Annotated in this window: 18 protein-coding genes and 1 pseudogene; 12 read left to right on the forward strand and 7 right to left on the reverse strand. The window is 36.2% G+C overall.

Going from position 1 to position 17,712, the window contains the following annotated elements:
- From MN204_RS18055 to MN204_RS18070, 4 genes are all read left to right on the forward strand, one after another.
- The gene (locus MN204_RS18055) at positions 1–588 is read left to right on the forward strand and encodes a hypothetical protein (protein WP_249872496.1); all 588 of its coding nucleotides are present in this window, start codon (positions 1–3) and stop codon (positions 586–588) included.
- A 289-nt stretch (positions 589–877) separates the two neighbouring features.
- Positions 878–1,321 (forward strand): hypothetical protein, encoded by a 444-nt coding sequence (locus tag MN204_RS18060; RefSeq protein WP_249872497.1) that lies wholly within the window; start codon positions 878–880, stop codon positions 1,319–1,321.
- A 96-nt stretch (positions 1,322–1,417) separates the two neighbouring features.
- On the forward strand, positions 1,418–1,912 hold the full coding sequence (locus MN204_RS18065) for a hypothetical protein (protein WP_249872498.1): 495 nt from the start codon (positions 1,418–1,420) through the stop codon (positions 1,910–1,912).
- 111 nt (positions 1,913–2,023) lie between these two features.
- On the forward strand, positions 2,024–2,545 hold the full coding sequence (locus tag MN204_RS18070; protein ID WP_249872499.1) for a hypothetical protein: 522 nt from the start codon (positions 2,024–2,026) through the stop codon (positions 2,543–2,545).
- A 200-nt stretch (positions 2,546–2,745) separates the two neighbouring features.
- On the opposite strand, the gene MN204_RS18075 is transcribed toward MN204_RS18070, so the two are convergent.
- Positions 2,746–3,744: a DoxX family membrane protein gene (locus MN204_RS18075; protein ID WP_249872500.1), complete on the reverse strand. Its 999-nt coding sequence runs from the start codon at positions 3,742–3,744 to the stop codon at positions 2,746–2,748.
- 309 nt (positions 3,745–4,053) lie between these two features.
- Positions 4,054–4,755, reverse strand: a complete 702-nt coding sequence (locus MN204_RS18080) for a YczE/YyaS/YitT family protein (protein ID WP_249872513.1) — start codon at positions 4,753–4,755, stop codon at positions 4,054–4,056.
- A 138-nt stretch (positions 4,756–4,893) separates the two neighbouring features.
- Between MN204_RS18080 and MN204_RS18085 the strand changes: the two genes are divergently transcribed.
- The gene (locus MN204_RS18085; RefSeq protein WP_249872501.1) at positions 4,894–5,766 is read left to right on the forward strand and encodes a LysR family transcriptional regulator; all 873 of its coding nucleotides are present in this window, start codon (positions 4,894–4,896) and stop codon (positions 5,764–5,766) included.
- A gap of 99 nt (positions 5,767–5,865) precedes the next feature.
- Here MN204_RS18085 and MN204_RS18090 read toward each other — a convergent pair whose 3' ends face one another.
- From MN204_RS18090 to MN204_RS18100, 3 genes are read right to left on the reverse strand one after another with little or no spacing between them, the layout of a single operon-like run.
- Positions 5,866–6,183, reverse strand: coding sequence for a hypothetical protein (locus MN204_RS18090; protein ID WP_249872502.1), 318 nt, complete (start codon positions 6,181–6,183; stop codon positions 5,866–5,868).
- 29 nt (positions 6,184–6,212) lie between these two features.
- Positions 6,213–7,073 carry an MBL fold metallo-hydrolase gene (locus MN204_RS18095; RefSeq protein ID WP_249872503.1) on the reverse strand — a complete coding sequence of 287 codons (861 nt, stop codon included), beginning with the start codon at positions 7,071–7,073 and terminating at the stop codon, positions 6,213–6,215.
- Positions 7,074–7,091: 18 nt separating this feature from the next.
- Positions 7,092–8,147 (reverse strand): fumarylacetoacetate hydrolase family protein, encoded by a 1,056-nt coding sequence (locus tag MN204_RS18100; protein WP_249872504.1) that lies wholly within the window; start codon positions 8,145–8,147, stop codon positions 7,092–7,094.
- A 251-nt stretch (positions 8,148–8,398) separates the two neighbouring features.
- Between MN204_RS18100 and MN204_RS18105 the strand changes: the two are divergent.
- Positions 8,399–9,313, forward strand: a pseudogene (locus MN204_RS18105) (LysR family transcriptional regulator).
- Between the two features lie 74 nt (positions 9,314–9,387).
- On the opposite strand, the gene MN204_RS18110 reads toward MN204_RS18105, so the two are convergent.
- The gene (locus MN204_RS18110; protein WP_249872505.1) at positions 9,388–9,642 is read right to left on the reverse strand and encodes a histidine kinase; all 255 of its coding nucleotides are present in this window, start codon (positions 9,640–9,642) and stop codon (positions 9,388–9,390) included.
- 281 nt (positions 9,643–9,923) lie between these two features.
- Here MN204_RS18110 and MN204_RS18115 point away from each other — a divergent pair, with 281 nt between their 5' ends.
- Both MN204_RS18115 and MN204_RS18120 read left to right on the forward strand, forming a co-directional pair.
- On the forward strand, positions 9,924–10,361 hold the full coding sequence (locus tag MN204_RS18115; RefSeq protein ID WP_249872506.1) for a VOC family protein: 438 nt from the start codon (positions 9,924–9,926) through the stop codon (positions 10,359–10,361).
- A gap of 456 nt (positions 10,362–10,817) precedes the next feature.
- A complete protein-coding gene (locus MN204_RS18120) occupies positions 10,818–12,041 on the forward strand; it encodes a dicarboxylate/amino acid:cation symporter (protein ID WP_249872507.1) in 1,224 nt (407 codons plus the stop codon).
- A gap of 271 nt (positions 12,042–12,312) precedes the next feature.
- On the opposite strand, the gene MN204_RS18125 is transcribed toward MN204_RS18120, so the two are convergent.
- Entirely contained in the window at positions 12,313–13,887 is a 1,575-nt protein-coding gene (locus MN204_RS18125) for a BCCT family transporter (protein WP_249872508.1), read from the reverse strand.
- A gap of 360 nt (positions 13,888–14,247) precedes the next feature.
- On the opposite strand from MN204_RS18125, the gene MN204_RS18130 reads away from it, so the two are divergent.
- From MN204_RS18130 to MN204_RS18140, 4 genes are all read left to right on the forward strand, one after another.
- Positions 14,248–14,457, forward strand: coding sequence for a heavy-metal-associated domain-containing protein (locus MN204_RS18130; protein ID WP_249872509.1), 210 nt, complete (start codon positions 14,248–14,250; stop codon positions 14,455–14,457).
- Positions 14,458–14,918: 461 nt separating this feature from the next.
- Positions 14,919–15,044, forward strand: coding sequence for a hypothetical protein (locus tag MN204_RS21365; protein ID WP_306798766.1), 126 nt, complete (start codon positions 14,919–14,921; stop codon positions 15,042–15,044).
- Positions 15,045–15,073: 29 nt separating this feature from the next.
- Positions 15,074–16,969: a heavy metal translocating P-type ATPase gene (locus tag MN204_RS18135; RefSeq protein ID WP_249872510.1), complete on the forward strand. Its 1,896-nt coding sequence runs from the start codon at positions 15,074–15,076 to the stop codon at positions 16,967–16,969.
- 101 nt (positions 16,970–17,070) lie between these two features.
- Complete coding sequence (locus MN204_RS18140; RefSeq protein WP_249872511.1) at positions 17,071–17,604, forward strand: Dps family protein; 534 nt, start codon at positions 17,071–17,073, stop codon at positions 17,602–17,604.
- The last annotated feature ends 108 nt before the right edge of the window (positions 17,605–17,712 follow it).

Genomic DNA, 17,712 nt, shown 5'->3' on the forward strand with positions numbered 1-17,712 from the left:
TTGAGAAGATTATTTTTACTTGGAGCGTTACTATTTATATTAGTTATTGCTGGATGCAGTAATTTAGAATCGGATAGTGAAACTGACAGCCAGAATGAAGGAAAAGATATGAACAGTCAAGAAGATACTGCAGTAGTGGGAGAGGTGGATGATTTGAATCTACAAGTTCAAAAATCTGATGAAGAAGCTGGAATTACAATTGAAGACAGTCCAATTTATAGAGCACTAGCTGAAGCAATCGATGTGGATCCCAAAATGGGAATTCCAAATGATTTCAGCTTATATCCATATGATATTGCCTTAAATGAAGATGGGAGTAGTTCTATAATCTTTCTTGCGATTAATCGATTAGAAGACTCGATTAAAGATGTTTCCTTTAATTTGACATTTGGGCATCAGAATGGCGATTACATATTTAAAGATATGGAAATTGTTCTACCTGAAGAGCAGATTGGTGTGATTGAAGCAGATAGTTCTGTTCCATTTTTAATTGATATTACCCCTGAAGATGAAGCGATATTTGAAACATTAGATATGAATAACGTTTATATGGAGTTAGCGAATTTTAAAATGGACGCGGTTGAATAATTGGATAGTAATAAAAGAGCAAAGGAAATGTAAGAAGTCCTTTGCTTTTTTTAAGAAGAGCTAATACACGAGCCTACTTTTCAAAAATGGACTTTCAATTTATTCCATACTCTTTAGGTTAGATTAATTACAATGAAGGATTTATCGTCCACGAAAAAGTACCCCAAAGGATTTACACGCGGAGAAGAAAGTATATGGTGCAACAGAACTAACTGGCAGTATAGAAGACATTCAAGTGATTAATTAGTTGAATGTTGCTATAAACAAGAATAATAAAGGAGCACGTAAGATGGCAGATGAAATAAAAGCATGGTCCTTATTAAAAACATCAGCGAGAAGAAGCGCCCGTTTAAGCATCGTTATCCCGATTGTATTTGGACTTACAGCTGTGATTACAATCCTATCAAGTGTTTTCCTTCCTGATACATATGAGGGTGCGATTCAAGTATTAATAAGAGGATTAATCATCGGTTTCTCTATTATTCTTGTCTTTTACCTTATCAATTGGTTTTTCTGTTTATCATTTTTAAGAGAAACCAAAAATCTAGAAATTGAAGAAGATAAATTACGAAGACTTATTTCTATGAATCGCTATTGCTGTATTCTATTTATGATACCAATTGTCTTTTTCGTAGGCATGTTTGGGTTCCATAAAGTGAAAACATTTGCAGAAGGTAACGTCCAAAAAGGTACATTGGATCAGATTTTATATCATTATTTAATTGAAAAATAAGGAAATTTGAGGAGAAATTGGGAAAGTATATTAAAGATTGTCTACATAATTTTTGCTGATTCAAAAAAATACTGATTGTATAAATGGAGGGGAAATATGAACGGTAGATATGTATTGCTTATAGCCTTTTTGAGTTTAGTCATAAATGGAATCAGCTTGTATAATTTATTAATTGGTTATATATCCTTATTTATTATGTTAATTGTATTGATCCCAAATATATTTATTAAAATCATTGAGATCGGAAAGAATGCAAAAGCAAGAGGTGCTGATAATATTATTGTTAAGGCCATTATGGATTTTGAAAAAAATACCCATTCTAAAGCTATTTATATTTTTGGAATCATTTTTTTGTATCTTGCAGGAGGTTCGCTCCTCGTTTTTCAAATCTATCAGTATGATTATATTGATGGCTTAGTAACTAGCAATGTTAACATACCTATTTATTACTCCGTCGTGACGTACTTAATTGGTATAGGGTATGTTCTGTTTGGTGCAAGTTTGATTACCATGACCATCCATTTCCGAAAACTTTTTCGTGAAGCATTATTGTTCCAAAAAAACGATGAATCACGTTATGTTGAGATGTAATAACTTAGGTTTGACAATATTTTTAAAGCATGTTGATAATCTCTGAGAACCGAGATAGTGAAATACTTTTTTAAAATAATTATATAGACATATTAAAGGAGACATCAAATAATGAAAAAAATAATAATAGTGATGATGAGTATTTTTGTGTTATCCGCATGTAATTTTTCCGTTAATGATGATAACGAAAAAGAAGCTTTACAGTTGCAAGTGACCCAATTAGATCAAGAATCTGGTTTAACGGTTGACAATAGTGAAATCTATCAAGAATTAAATCTACTGGTAAATGATAATCCCGAATGGGGAGAAGCAAATGATTTTTCTGTACAAACAGTTAATACGTTAAATGAAGGACAAGAGAGTGCCCAGCTAATGATGTTAGCTATTAACCGATTAGGAGAGTCGATTAAAAATGTTTCTTTTAATTTTTCTTTAGGAAATACATCAGGAGACATGGTCTGGGAAAATGAACCTGTGTTTATAGATGAAAATACTGCAGGAGTTCTACATAACGATTCTTCTCTCCCCGTTTTATTGCCGGTTTCTCCTGAACAGACACACTTACTTAATACATTAAACCAAGAGAATGTTGTAATGGATTTTTCTGAGTTTAGTTATGAAGTTGTGGAATAGACACCACTTGTATGGCCATTATACTGCTTTGCGCTTATTTATTGGTTGCTTAGAAATTTTGTTCAGGAGTAGGAAAGTATAAAATTTTGGCAGCAATTAATACTTACACATAAACGGCCACGTCCAGCTCCAGCCGCCCAGGGACTAGCGAGACTTCCTTCGCCTCCGTAAGTCCCTTAACGGGCGCTTGCGCTTTTGTTCTAAGCAAAGCGATAGTAAATCAAAATGAAAGTAGCCAAGACAAATATGAAATTAAGGAAAACAAAAATCATTTGATCTATTCTAGATTTGTGCATCTTAATTGGAGGGTAATAAAAAGAGACACCTTCAATAATAAAAATAAGTAAGATAATGTGGATAATCCCATGACCAATAATCTCCGTTATTCCAAAGAGCATGGTTGTGAGTATAAACAATATCGTGACGAGTGCTGCTAAAAGTCGGTTTAGTATGCCTACAACAAGTAAATAACCAACAACAAATTCAACAAAAGCAGCCATTACAATAAAAACGGACGGTTCAAATCCAAAGGTCGGAACAGCGTGACGCTCAATAATATCCAGCGTCATAGCAGGATACACCCATTTTTCAACAGCAACCCAACAAAGTGAAAGACCTGTACCTAGATATAAGAAAGGAAAGCCCCATTTTTCCAATTTTGATTTCTCTACGAATAACACGAAGAAAATAGCTATATAAAATCCATAATCAAGCATATGGAACCATCCTGTATAGGACCAAACCATTATAAACAAACCGAGGAGTACAATAGAAGCTAATTTAGTCGCAAAGTGATGGGGTATCAATAATAAAACAATTGCAATCCAAAATACAATGTATTGCCAGGCTTCTGTAATACTAAATTCAGGTGCAAACATAGATCCTGAAAAAGCTTGAACGGCTAAGGCAAGAGCTGTTCCATATTTTAACAAATATCTTGAATATATACGCAAAGCTGCTAGTTTTTCTTCAATCTTTTTCGCTATTTCTAAGTTCATCAATCGAGGCAGAAGTTGGGGTATTGCAGCTAAAACAATAGCAACAAATAGAGAAAATACGATGAAAAAAGGCGATAAAATATTTACAATACTCTCCTTTGAAGCTGCTTCTTCTGTAAACCATTTAACATGAGCATTTGAAATAAGTGGCGCAAACATGATACACAATAAAACAGTGATAAATAACAAACTTCTGATCACAAGAATACCTCCTTTTAGTACACAACACCTGATTGACAATTAGTTTTTGTTAATTAGTTAAATTCTATAAGTTAAATTACTATTCAAGTATCTTTCGTTTCATAAAGAATTGGATATAAATCCCAAAAACTAATTATTTAAAATTTAAGAGGGGTAGATCATTTCTTACTCTGGATTTCCGGCTACCTATTCCTTTGATCATACTCATCATAGGTAAACCTTGTCACAGTAGTCGATTATCCTTTTTCATTTTCAGAATTCGTGGCATTTTCTCATCAGATTGTCAGTACTTTTACACGAATCTTCATGCTAAGATGAAAGACTCGTGTTTTCTTTTGGAAGTGTTGTATTTCCTTGAGATTTTTTATAATCTTTTCTATTATTATTAATCCATTCCACCAAATACTTTTGATAATGTATCATTAACCAGCCTACGATTTTTCCAATGAAGTACGCTGCAATTAGTGTACCAATACCAATCGATCCTAAAGATTGAGTGAAAATAATACATACGAAACCTGCCCCACCAACATTGAATAAATCACTGGAAATTTTAGCTTTACTAAACTTCATCTTAAATTTTTCGCTTATGACATGTGTTAACTCATCATAGGGCATTAAAGGCAATTTAGCACTGAAATATCCAAGTAAACCAAGTGCTACTACGAATAAACTAATCATTAAAAATCCCCACCGCATGACCAGTGTTTCAGGTGTGGGAAACAGTTGCAAGAGGAATAATGTTACATCCATAAAGAAACCAAATAAAAATGCAATCATTAATTGCACGATAGATTCCCTCAACTTGAATTGTTTACTTAAAATCACTTGTACGATAATAAATAGGATATTTGCGGCTCCTGTCATCATTCCGACTGATAAACCGAAAGACAGTGAAAATGCATAGGCTAACGATGAAACTGGCGATACACCAAGATCTGCTTGTATGGAAAAACTGACCCCTAGGGAAAGAAAAAATAAGCCAACAATGTACAAACAAAGTCGCCTCATGGTTACATTAATATGTTTCAAATAAAATCCCTCTCTTTAAAAATAATCTAACTTCCATCTTAGCATGGAAGTTGGTATATTAAAAATATATATATTTTAATATGATCATATGTATAAACATATAACGGAGTTGAGATTATGGATATTCGTCAGTTACAGTATTATAAGGAAATCGTTAAACAAGGGAATATTTCGAAGGCAGCTGAAATATTGAACATTGCACAACCCCCATTAAGCCAACTATTGAAAAAGTTGGAAACAGAGTTAGGTGCAACTTTAATTCATCGCTATCGGCAAAAATGGGAATTGACTGAATCCGGCAAGGTTCTATATCAATATGCAGAGCAATTGTTAAATCAACTGGAAGAAGTTAAAAAACGTATTCATGAAATAGAAGAGGGTACTACGGGGACAGTACGTATCGGTGTCTCATCTGCATGTTCCAATATGTTAATTGATTACATTGTGGGATTTAGAGAACAGTTTTCCCAAATAAAAATTAACATTTTTACGGGGGACTCGGAAGGTTTATTAAACAAGTTAAAACAAAAAGAAATCGATATTGCTTTACTTTTAAGACCAAGTAATACCCAATATTATGAAATGAAAACGTTGAAAAAAGAACCTACCATTCTTATTGCTCCTAATAGTTGGACAAGCTTTCTCTCAGATCAACCCACATTAAAGGAAATTGCCAACCTTCCTTTTATCAAGCTAGGTGCTATGGAAGGTTACTCCTTTTATGAGAATATATTAAAAGCCTTTGAAGAGCATGAGTTAAAACCAAATATTATTGTCGAGTGCAAAGATATTCCGATGGTTGTAGCACTTGTCAATCGAGGACTAGGCATCTCCATAATTCCAAAAATGAACTATAAATCCCTGTTTTATGAACATTTAAAGATATACGAATTCAGACAGTTCGATTTTAGTGTAGAGCCTGTGATGATGAAATTAAAAGATGTACCAATATCGAAAGCAGCAGCACAATTTTGGGAGATAGTTAAATAGTGTATCCAGACAAAAGTAGGAAGTGCCTTATCCCCAGCACGTTATCACAATAGCATTCTAGGAGATAGGCACCGTCTTTCATTATTTTCATTTGAGAACCTATTTAGCTGTCCTGTAACGATATGCAATCAAAGTAATTGCATTTAAGATGATCGTAACGATAAGAAGAACTGCTGAAGCTGTTGTCACAGCACCCGTTATGTCTATAAGAGCTGAAAAATCCTCCATCTTTACCAGATAGTAATTATTGAAAATCTGGAAACATAGTGATATAGCACAAGCACTGATGCTAATCATGGTTAGAACAACCCAATTCTTATATGATCCACGCTTTTGATACCTGAAAAGAATGATAAGAGGAAGTATCCAAGAAATTAGTCCAAGTATGAGACTGCCAAGATTAAGCAAACCAATCATATTTAATTCTCCTTTATATATTTATCTCTTCATTTTCCTATAAATTGCTGGTACATCATTGGATCATGGGATGGAATAATGACCAAATTGGGATTATCAATCTCTGTTTGTTGTAGAATTGGAAAGTTACTTTCATATTGACTACTATTATAATGAGCTAGTCTACTTAAAAAGGACCCACCTTGATTCATTTGATAATTGTCCCTTACATAAGCACTGTCCGCGATTAAAAAGTATCTTTCCTGATTTGAAATATTTAAAAGTAATCCGAACTGACCAATTGCATGACCTGGAAATGGAACTAAAATGATAGTTCCATCCTTTAATAAATCAATCGTATTTCCAAAAGGGCCATACGGATGTCCACTCTCCTCAAAATCTAACTGTTCCAATGAAGATAGATTTATTTTTTCATACATCTGTCTCAAATAACCTTTCCATAATAATTTGAGCTTCGACTGCTGACCATAACGCCATTCGTTTTTATCTACATAAATGGTGGAATGATTAAAATCAGCAATACCACCTGCATGATCAGCGTGCAAATGAGATAAGATAACTGTTTGAATTTGCTTTGATGTTAGATTGTTTTCCAATAGTTGGCTGATGGCATTTTCCTTCTCTGTTATCTTAACGGGAGTAATTTTATTCATAAGAGAAAAAGGAAAAGCTTTTGTCGCTTCAAAGTAGCGGGTTGAATAGCCAGTGTCAAATAGTATATTACCATGTACAGGATGCTCAATCAGGAAAAACAGTGCCGGAACGGATACGTTTGATTTGTCTGCACCTTTTAGCAGGTGGGATTTTTTAGTCATACAAAAACCTGCATTCATAATTGTAAGCTTACATTTAGGGGTATGTTCTGGTACAGCAGGTAATTTCATTTTCATCCTATTCCTTCCATGTTATTATTTATAGTACGCTTTCAACTCTTTTCGAGCACGCCATCTCGATGTTTCTAATGATGTTAATTCACTGGGAACGAATTGCTTAAGTGTTCCTAATCCTTGAATTGAAATCTTAACTGCATCCCCTGGTATTAGCCATTGATTATTATCCAAACCACAGCAACCAGGAATTGTCCCCATACCAATGATTGTTCCAGCTGGTGGAGTGAAAATGGCAGAAAGGTAATCAACTGCTTCCTGTGGGTCGGCGACATAATCGGATGTGCTGCCTTTCCACGATAATCGTTTGCTTTCCCCTATTTGAACACTAACATCTAAAGATAGAGGATGATCAATTTCATCTGGTGTTACAAGGTAAGGCCCAATACCGATACTTTTGTCAAAGTCTTTACTTCTCGCTGGACCACATAGCGTGCGAAAATCCGGCAACTGGACATCCCTCGCAGATACATCGTTCAAAATAACATATCCTGCAATAAAGGTTTTCTTTTCATCATTTAGTTGGGTGGTCTCAGAATGTCCGATGACAATTCCCAACTCAGGTTCGACATCCAAATAAGACGTATAGGATGGCCAAACTAATGTATCAGATGGGCCACTGATGGATAAATGATTGCATTTGTAATAAGGCATGCTAGAATCACGAGTTGTCTTTCGTAAAGCCCTGCTGAGAACTTTTCGCATGATCGGTCTTATGATCCCTTTAAGTTCATGCTCGATCAGTGTATAACCGGAATGTAATAAATGCTTTGGAGATAGACCAAAATCAAAAACGGCTGGCGGGTTTGGAATCGGTGGATACAATTTGATTTCCTCTAAGTTGTAGTATACCTCCTTATTCATCTCTGAAAAATTATTTTGAGCATATGTATACAGTTTCCGAGCATGTTGTTCACTTTCAGGTAATCCTTGTAAATAGCTGCTGACATTTTTTAATAGAGGAGTGAAGTAGTCTGATAGAAGCTGAAGTTTTTCAAAAGAAAAGACATAGTTATCAATAACAATCCCAAACTGCTCCATCTTGGAATGATGTACGGAAAAAGTGACTAATTTCATTTTTATGCAGCTCTCCTTTAATCTTTTTCTTGATCGATACAATTTACTAAGTAGGGTAACAAGCGATCGCTTTCTTCAATGATGTAATAAACGCTCGTATAAGATTCTAATATTACTTATTCAATTTATCTGGCATTTTAGGTCAATAAACCTATCTTAAATACTACCATAATATTCAAAAAACATCTTTTGAATATAATAAAAGACGACCGTTTGGATGGTCGTCTCTGGTTAAGAAGAATTCATGTTAGCTGTTGGAAGATTACAGAAGGCTGTTGTCTATTGTAGAAGTAGGAAGTTATACGGAATCCGCTTCGAAATTGGGGTATACGCAATCTACGCTAACCTCTCATATACAGGCACTTGAACGTGCTATTGGTGGGGAGCTTTTTACGTATGTGAATAGAAATTTGCAACTTACGCAGTTAGGTAGAGAATTGATACCATTAGCTGAGGATTTACTTTCTACGCACGAACAGATAAAGAACATGCAAAGCAACCAAGAAGTTAAGGGAGAATTAAGAGTGGCTGCACCAGAATCGTTGACGATCTCTCGGCTGGGTCCAATAATAAGGGCATTTTCCATGAAATTTCCTGACGTCAAATTAATACGAACCAATGGTACATGTGGGCAAAACCAAATTGACTTAATAACTGGAAAAGTAGATGTTGCATTCATGGTTTATCCAGAAACGAAAGCCGATAAATGCTTGCAATATTCACTCTTTGAGGAGGAAATCGTCCTTGTGAGCAGTCATGATGATCTGGAGCACTTTGACGAATATAAAAAAAGTGATACTCATTTTTTTATTACAAATGAAGAGGGTTGCAGTTATCGGACAATGTTTGAAAGATACCTCTTAAAGCATGATTTGTACAACTTTCAAACAATGGAATTATGGAGTATAGAAACAATCAAAAAGATGGTCATGAGTGGACTTGGATTTGCTGTTTTACCTTACATGACAGTCAAAGAAGAATAAGATAGCGGGGAATTAAGAATCGTAAACCATCATGAAAAATTCGAGCCATTCTATTCCTACATGTTGATCAAGAAGAAAAAATGGCTATCTCCAGCAGTAGAGGCTTTTGTTGAACTTGTTTTAAAATCGGCTCGTGAAACGGATAGCGAAATGCTTGTTCAAAATAAAGTACTTCAAAGCTAACAAGAGAAACGCCAAATCTCAAAAGAAATAGATTTGGCTTTCTTTTTATTCTGATGAAAATCATCACGGTGATATCAAACAAATCTGGTGACTAACACAATAGATACGCCTATAATTATTCCAATATCTGGAGCAAGACTTTTATTCTCTTTTTTCTTTTCATATATAGTTATGATTTTCCCGAGTATTACTAATAAAATTGCTGTATTGATTGACGTATTGCTAAGCGTTGTAGGGAATGTAACACCATCAAATATTAGAAAGATGGATGTTGGGATTACAATTAACAAAACCGCACACAAATACAAGAACCATTTTAATCTTCCCATTTTAAAGCGTGTTCCTCCTCTTATATATGTAATAAACTTACATCTTCCACAAGTCTCGTTCACTTACTTTTAGAATATATCTTCACAATTCCTAGTAAAGTTTAACATAATATATCTGAAATTTATCTTTAATAAATCTTTTTACCCGGAAAATTATGTTAGTATAAAATAAATTAGCTCCGAGCTAATAAGAGAATAATTGGATTAGTAAACCGTGATACTAAAATGGTACTTTGGATATTTTATTTGACAAATTATCTTATAGAAGGAGTGTTCCCCTAGTGGTTGGAGTAGAAATTGATATGGTTGTTACAGATAGCTTAAAGGCATTGGAATTATATGAAAAGGTGTTTAATATCGAACGTGTAGAGGTTTCTGATCTTCCTCGAGGTGAAAATGAAGTAATTTTCTCCCTTTACGGCGTCCGCTTTCACATGTTGGATGAAAACCCAGAATTTGAGTTAAGAGCACCAAGCCCGGATACCCCTACAACAATCTGGTTTAATATTCTTGTACCCGATATCAAGGATACCTATTCAAAGGCGATGAGCTCAGGCTGTACGGAGGTACAACCGGTTACTGAACTACCTGATTATGGTGTGACGAATGCAATTTTCGTCGATTCTTACGGCTATCAGTGGATGCTACATCAAGTACATAGAGAAGTTAGTCATGAAGAGCGTATACGACTTTGGGAAGAAAAAAGGGATAATAATTAACAATTCGGGTACGGAGGATTGAGGAATCAGTCCCCCATACTGTGGCTCTCTCCTGTAATGCAGTGGTTCGTCCCGAGTGAGGATGGATTCCTCCCAAGTCTCTTCCTTCCAAAATTAAACATGACTGTCCTCGAGTTTAATATATTAACGTAGTGATGGCAGACATCGCCTTAAAAGATTCATTAAAATGTTCTATATCACATGTTTTAGCAATATGATTATTATAAAAATAAATGTAATCGCTTTCATTTATTGTTAGTCAAGTATCAAACAGAAAAAGCACCTGCGCTAAAGGAATTGGAATCTTCATTAAAAAGGAGGGGGTTTATGCGGTAATAATTAGTAAGAATTTCGGCTGGAATGAGAAGGGAATTAAAATTTTGTTTCGGTGGTATACCGGATGCCGTCAAATGAGTGCAGCTATTTTCATCATTTCATTAGAAAGGTGGTAGCTAAATGAGTTTAACCAAAAAGATATTAATAGCCCTTGTTCTTGGTCTGATTGTAGGTTTAGCTTTAACATTTGTACCGGAAACTATTTTTTCTTCTATTGATAACTATGTACTGTATCCAATCGGACAAATATTCATTAATTTGATTATGATGGTTGTTGTTCCAATCGTATTTGTATCTATCGTACTTGGATCTGCTGGTCTCGGTGAACCGGCAAAGCTTGGAAAAGTCGGGATTCAGACCGTATCTTTTTTCCTTATTTCAACAGCAATCGCTCTCTGTATCAGTCTTGCATTAGCTTACGCGATAAAGCCAGGGGCGGAGGGAGTATTTGATGTAAGTGCCGCTAGTTACGAAGCAAGTGAAGCTCCTCCGATTATGGAAACCATTGTTAATATCATTCCAACAAACCCGTTATCTTCAATGGCTACAGGGGCGATGCTGCAAATTATTGCATTTGCAGTATTTATCGGGATTGCACTCGCCTTCTTAGGGGAGAAGACGCGAGGGATTTATCGATTATTTGAGCAAGCAAATGAGATCCTCATGCTAGTCGTAAATCTTATTATGAAAGCAGCCCCATATGGTGCATTTGCCTTGATTGCATCTGCAATTGGAGGCGCGGGGTTAGATGCAGTCGGATCGATGGGGGCCTATATGGGAACCGTTATCTTAGGGTTATTCGTTCATGCAGGGATTACGTATAGTCTCGCAATCTGGTTGCTTGGAAGAGAAAATCCGCTTCATTTCTACAAGGGCTTTTTCCCGGCAATATCCGTTGCATTCAGTACGTCGAGTTCGAGTGCAACGTTGCCAATTTCCATGAAAACGGCACAAGAAAACCTTGGTGTAAATAAAAATATTAGCAGTTTCGTGCAACCATTGGGTGCTACCATTAATATGGATGGAACAGCAATTATGCAAGCTACGGCTGCGGTATTCATTTCGCAGGTGTATGCAATACCTCTGGGATTCAATGAAATTATGATGATTATTATAACTGCTACATTGGCCAGTATTGGTACTGCCGGTGTTCCTGGTGTTGGATTGATTATGCTTGCGATGGTGCTGACACAGATAGGTTTACCAGTTGAAGGGATTGCATTAATCATTGGAATTGATCGTTTATTGGATATGCTGCGGACCTCCCTGAATATTACTGGTGATGCTGCCTGTGCCTATATCATTTCTGAAAATGAAAAGCGGAAAAAGATAAAGACTGGCTGAATGAAGGAACAACGCATTTAATATAGAAAAGGGTTCAATTTTGTAGCGTATTTATAAAAATAAAACTTTAATGATGACGGATCATTAGACTTTGAAAAAGATAGTTCAAGAAATAAGATAATAAGGGAGTATAAAGAAAAGCTCAGCGTTTTTTTAACACTGAGCGTTTTTCTTTTTCTATGCTTTGTGTTCCTGCCATCTAATACTAATTTTGTAGTTCAAACCCGAACCCGTTTAAAAAATCCATCTTTCATATGGGTACTTATCTTTATTAGTTTCTTTTATCTTGCTCATTCGTTGTTTTCTCGATATATTCTTTCATTCTTCTTTTATCCGGTTTAAGTGTTAAACCTAAATACTTTCTTTCCTGATTGGCATCTTTGTAAAATGCTATCGCCATTAATATGACCACAACACTGAATGGCAATGCTGATATAATTGCTGCGGATTGCAGGGCATTTAATCCGCTTTCTCCACCTGCTAACAGCAATATATATGCGATTGCTGATAAAGCTAATCCCCATACGACTTTTATAAAACCTGCAGGATTTAACGTACCAAAAGCGGTCTGCATACCTAAAACAAATGTTGCAGAATCGGCTGAGGTAATGAAAAAGGATGATATAAGTGCCAAGGTAATAACAGATAAAATGATACTCATAGGGAGTTCATTGAAAATACCAAACAACTGCGTTTCCGGTGGAAGATCAAATATAATTGGGGCATTTTGTCCTACTTCAATTCCCGTCAGACCAAATGCACTAAACCAAAATATACTCACAAAGGTTGGAACGAGTAGTACCGCAAAGATAAACTCCCGGATGGACCGACCTTGAGAAATCCTTGCAATAAATATACCTACAAATGGACTCCAACTCATCCACCAACCCCAATAGTATATCGTCCAGGACTGCATCCACGCATGTTTTTGTTCGTTTAATGGGGCTACATCCAAACTATTAAATAATAATGTATTGAGATAATCACCAGTCGCACTCGTCATCATATTGAGAATAAATAAAGTTGGACCCAGAATTAAGATAGCAACAAACAATAGACCTGCCAGGATCATATTTAAATTACTTAAATACTGAATACCTTTGCTTAATCCACTCCAGGCACTGTATAAGAATAACACCGTAACAACGGCGATGATGATACCTTGGACGAGCTGATTGTTAGGGATACCGAAGAGATAGTTCAAACCTCCATTGATTTGCATTGCTCCTATCCCTAAAGAAACAGCGACACCAATAATGGTTGCGAACACGGATAATACATCTACAAAATTACCGATAGGGCCATCCACTCTATCTCCTAAGATAGGCCGTAATGTTTTGGATATTAATCCAACTTCCCCTTTCCTGAACTGTGAATAAGCTAATGCCAGTGCTACAATTCCGTACACAGCCCATGGATGGAATCCATAGTGCAGAATAGTTGATCTCATCGCTTCAGCCAATGCAGCTCTTGTTTCAGGATCAGCAGTAGGGGGAGCCAGGTAATGTGAGATTGGTTCAGATGAGCCATAAAACACTAAGCCAATCCCCATACCAGCACTAAACAGCATAGCTAACCATGATAACGTTCTAAACTCAGGTTTATCATTAGGTTTACCGAGCTTAAGTTTACCGATTGGACTAAATCCTAAAAATATACAGAAGAACAGAATTAACGTAAAAATCGTCATATAATACCAACCAAAAGTTTCAGTTACCCATGCACCAATAGCTCCAGAAGTTCGACCAAATTGATCAGGGAAAACAGCACCTAGAAGTACCAGTGTTCCGACAAGTATGGAAGCGTAAGTAAATACACTGGAGAATTGTTTTCCTTTTTCTTTCATAATATAGTTTCATCCTCTTCGCATTTTTTGATAGTATAGATTTTCTTTATACTAACATAATCATAAATCTACTCAAACCCATTTAAACATTTATAACATTCCCTTTCAATTGCTACTAAAAACAGCTAAGAAGCACCATATAAATCAATATTAAAAATTATCCTTCTCGAAAGGCTTGTGACAGCCAAGTTTTCTAATCACTTTTCTTTACAGCCTCGGAACTATTCACTAGTATTTGTAGCTATTTTTACTATTAGGCAGTTTGGGTTTTACAGTAAAACTTAAACTTGATCTAGGTCAAGGAAAGAGGTCTTTTCTCGTCTTATAATAAAGACATCATCAAACAGAGGAGAGATAAATATGACAACAACAAAATTTCAATTAGAACCCTTAACTTGCCCATCCTGCATTAAAAAGATTGAATCAAAACTAGGAAAAATGGATGGCGTGGAAGAAGCAAAAGTTTTATTTCATTCAAGTAAGGTAAAAGCTACGTATAATGAAGAAAATGTTTCCAAAGAAAAAATTCAGGAAACAATTGAAAAGTTGGGCTATCCAGTTTTAAAATAATGAGTAACACGAGCAGTTCTCGGATCGAGGGCTGCTCGTTTTTGTTGCTTAGGAAACTATAAAATTTTAATGATGTGGATAACTTAGTTACCGAAACAGCCACGTCCAGCTCCAGCGCCCAGGGACTAGCGAGACTTCCCTCACCTCCGTACGATAAGTCAACATCGGCTCCCTTCAGTCGCCGTGTTTCCTTTATCTCCTACGGCTCAGTCCAGTCCGTTCGTCCCTAACCGGGCGCTTGCGCTTTTGTTCTTCATTCATCGATCACATGTTTCTTGATAGGGATCAATTATTTTTATGTACGCAAGATTTACAATAAAAGTATAACAAGAAACAAGTACGAGGGTTCAAAGAAGTTTTTAAAGAAAATCCCCAAACTTGATGACGGTCAATTAATTAAGTTAGAAAGGATTCTATAATAAGCGTATAAAGAAAAGATGTTGATGAGGAGGTAAACATGGATGAAGGCAGTTTTACAAATTGCATCACTCGAATGTGCTGGCTGCGCTAAAAAGAAGGAAGATCATCGATTACAAATGAATGGTGTCAAATCTGTCAACGCCCGGTTTCCCAAGTCTTATCCATAAAAAAATAAGAGAGAAAAGAGAGGATAAAAATGATTCAATTTATTCATAAACATAAAAACCATATTACCGCAATATCAGGTCTATTATTAGTTCTTGCAATCGTTACACATATCACAGGTTATCACGGTTTACGGCAAGTAATCCTACTTGCAGCAACGATTATCGCGGGTATTCCAATTTTCATCAAAGCTTTCCAAGCACTTCGAATGAAAGCGTTCAGTATTGAGCTACTTGTTACGATTGCTGTGATTGGTGCCATCTTTATTGGAGAGTATGTGGAATCAGCAGTTGTTACGTTCTTATTCCTATTCGGTGACTATTTAGAAGCACGTACATTGCAAAAAACTAGATCCTCTTTAAAAGACCTTGTCGATATGGCCCCACAGGAAGCTACAGTAGTCCGAGACGGGGATCAAATGACCCTACCGATAGAAAATGTAGTCGAAGGAGACCAAGTAATCATCCGTCCCGGTGGAAAGATTCCTGTTGATGGGAAAATTATTACAGGTCAAGCATCTTTAAATGAAGCAGCTGTTACTGGTGAATCTGTCCCAGCAACGAAGAAAATAGATGACAAAGTTTATAGTGGAACGATTGTCGATAATGGTTACATTGAAATCATTGCCGAAAAGGTTGGGGATGATACGACCTTTGCGAAAATTATTGAACTTGTGGAAGAAGCACAGGAATCCAAATCGAAAACAGAGAAGTTCCTTAATAAATTTGCCAATATCTACACACCGGCCGTTGTCGTATTGTCTGTCCTTGTATATGCCTTTACAAGAGATTTACACACAGCCATTACGTTCTTGGTTGTCGCTTGTCCTGGTGCACTCGTTATCGGTGCTCCCGTATCGAATGTCGCTGGTATTGGGAATGGTGCGAAAAACGGGGTACTCGTCAAGGGTGGAGAAGTGATGGATAAATTCGCGAAAGTCGACACACTCATTTTTGATAAAACAGGTACATTAACAAAAGGAAAGCCAGAAGTAACAGACATCCATACATTTGATAAACAAGACGAAAATGAATTACTACGATTGGTTGCCCAAGCAGAGACAATCTCTGAACACCATTTAGGCCAAACGATCGTGAAAGAAGCTAAAGCAAGAAAATTAAATATAGGGGAAAAACCGCAAGATGCAGAAGTCATTAAAGGGAATGGACTTCGTGCAAATGTAGAAGGACATATGCTCGCGATTGGTAATCGGAAATTAATGCATGCAGAAAACATTGACTTGCCTTCAGAGGTCGCAGCATATGCCATTGAACGTGAGAAGTCTGGAAATACAGCTATCTTTGCAGCAGTAGATGGAAAGGTCCGTGGAATCTTCTCGATTGCTGATCAAGTTCGTGACGATGCACTAGCAGCATTAGCGGAAATGAGAAAGAATGGTATTAAAAAAATTATTATGCTTACAGGTGATAATAAACACACCGCAGAATTAGTTGCAAACCAATTAGGCTTAGATGAATTCTATGCAGAATTATTACCAGAAAACAAAGTAGAATATGTGAAGAAATTGAAAGCAGAAGGTCATGTCGTAGCCATGGCTGGTGATGGTATCAATGATGCTCCTGCGATAGCAACGGCAGATATTGGGGTTGCGATGGGTGAAGGTGGAACTGACATTTCCATGGAAACAGCGGATGTCGTCTTAATGGCAGATAAGCTAAAACAATTCTCCCATGCCTATTCTTTATCAAAAGCAACGATTCGGAATATGAAGCAAAATACATTCTTTTCAGTAGGTATTGTCTTTGTCCTGTTAGCTGGTGTCTTGGGAGGAACTGTCCACTTAGCATCAGGAATGTTCATCCATGAAGCAAGTGTATTGCTTGTCATCTTAAATGCTATGCGACTCATTCGCTTTAATCAAAAAAATACGAAAGAAGATCCAACCATTCAAGTAGCACATGCATAAGCAAGACAATTCGATGTATCAAAGGAGGTGATACGTACAATCTAGCATTGATTTTTAGCGCATACAAATGAAAATAAAAATACTTACTGGAGGAATGGAAAATGGAAAACCAAACACATACAGAACATGAACATCAGGAAGGGCAGGAACATCACCATCACCATCATCATGCAACAGCAGCATTTATGGTCAATCACCTCATTGCCAATCAAGGAGTCTTAAATGTAAAACTTCATCAATTTCATTGGTATATTCAGGGACGTGATTTCTATAGGTTACATGAAAAATTTGAGGAATTATATAATGAAGTAAACCAGTACTACGACCAATTTGCCGAACGAATGCTCGCCATTGGTGAAAAACCATATTCTACCTTAGCAGAATATCTAGAGCACGCATTTATTAGTGAAAAGCCATATGAAACTAAAATGAGTTCTAATGAAATGGTAGAAACATTAGTTAGTGATTACCGGACCATTCGGGATGTCACGATAAAAGCAATCGAATTAGCGGTCAAAGAAGGTGACTTTGTAACAGAGGATATGCTAAAAGAATATAAAGCAAATCTCGATCAGACAGTTTGGATGCTTCAAGCATATCTAGGAAATGATGCACTTGAAGGTGAAGAAGAATAAGATAAACGGGAGGCTGGGACAAAACCCCAGTAAATAAAAATAAGCGTGATACCATTCCATGAAAATTGGAAAAAAGGTATCACGCTTATTTTTCTATTTATATTTATT

It is taken from the genome of Oceanobacillus saliphilus (genome assembly GCF_023522835.1).
In the GTDB taxonomy this organism is placed as follows: domain Bacteria; phylum Bacillota; class Bacilli; order Bacillales; family Amphibacillaceae; genus Oceanobacillus; species Oceanobacillus saliphilus.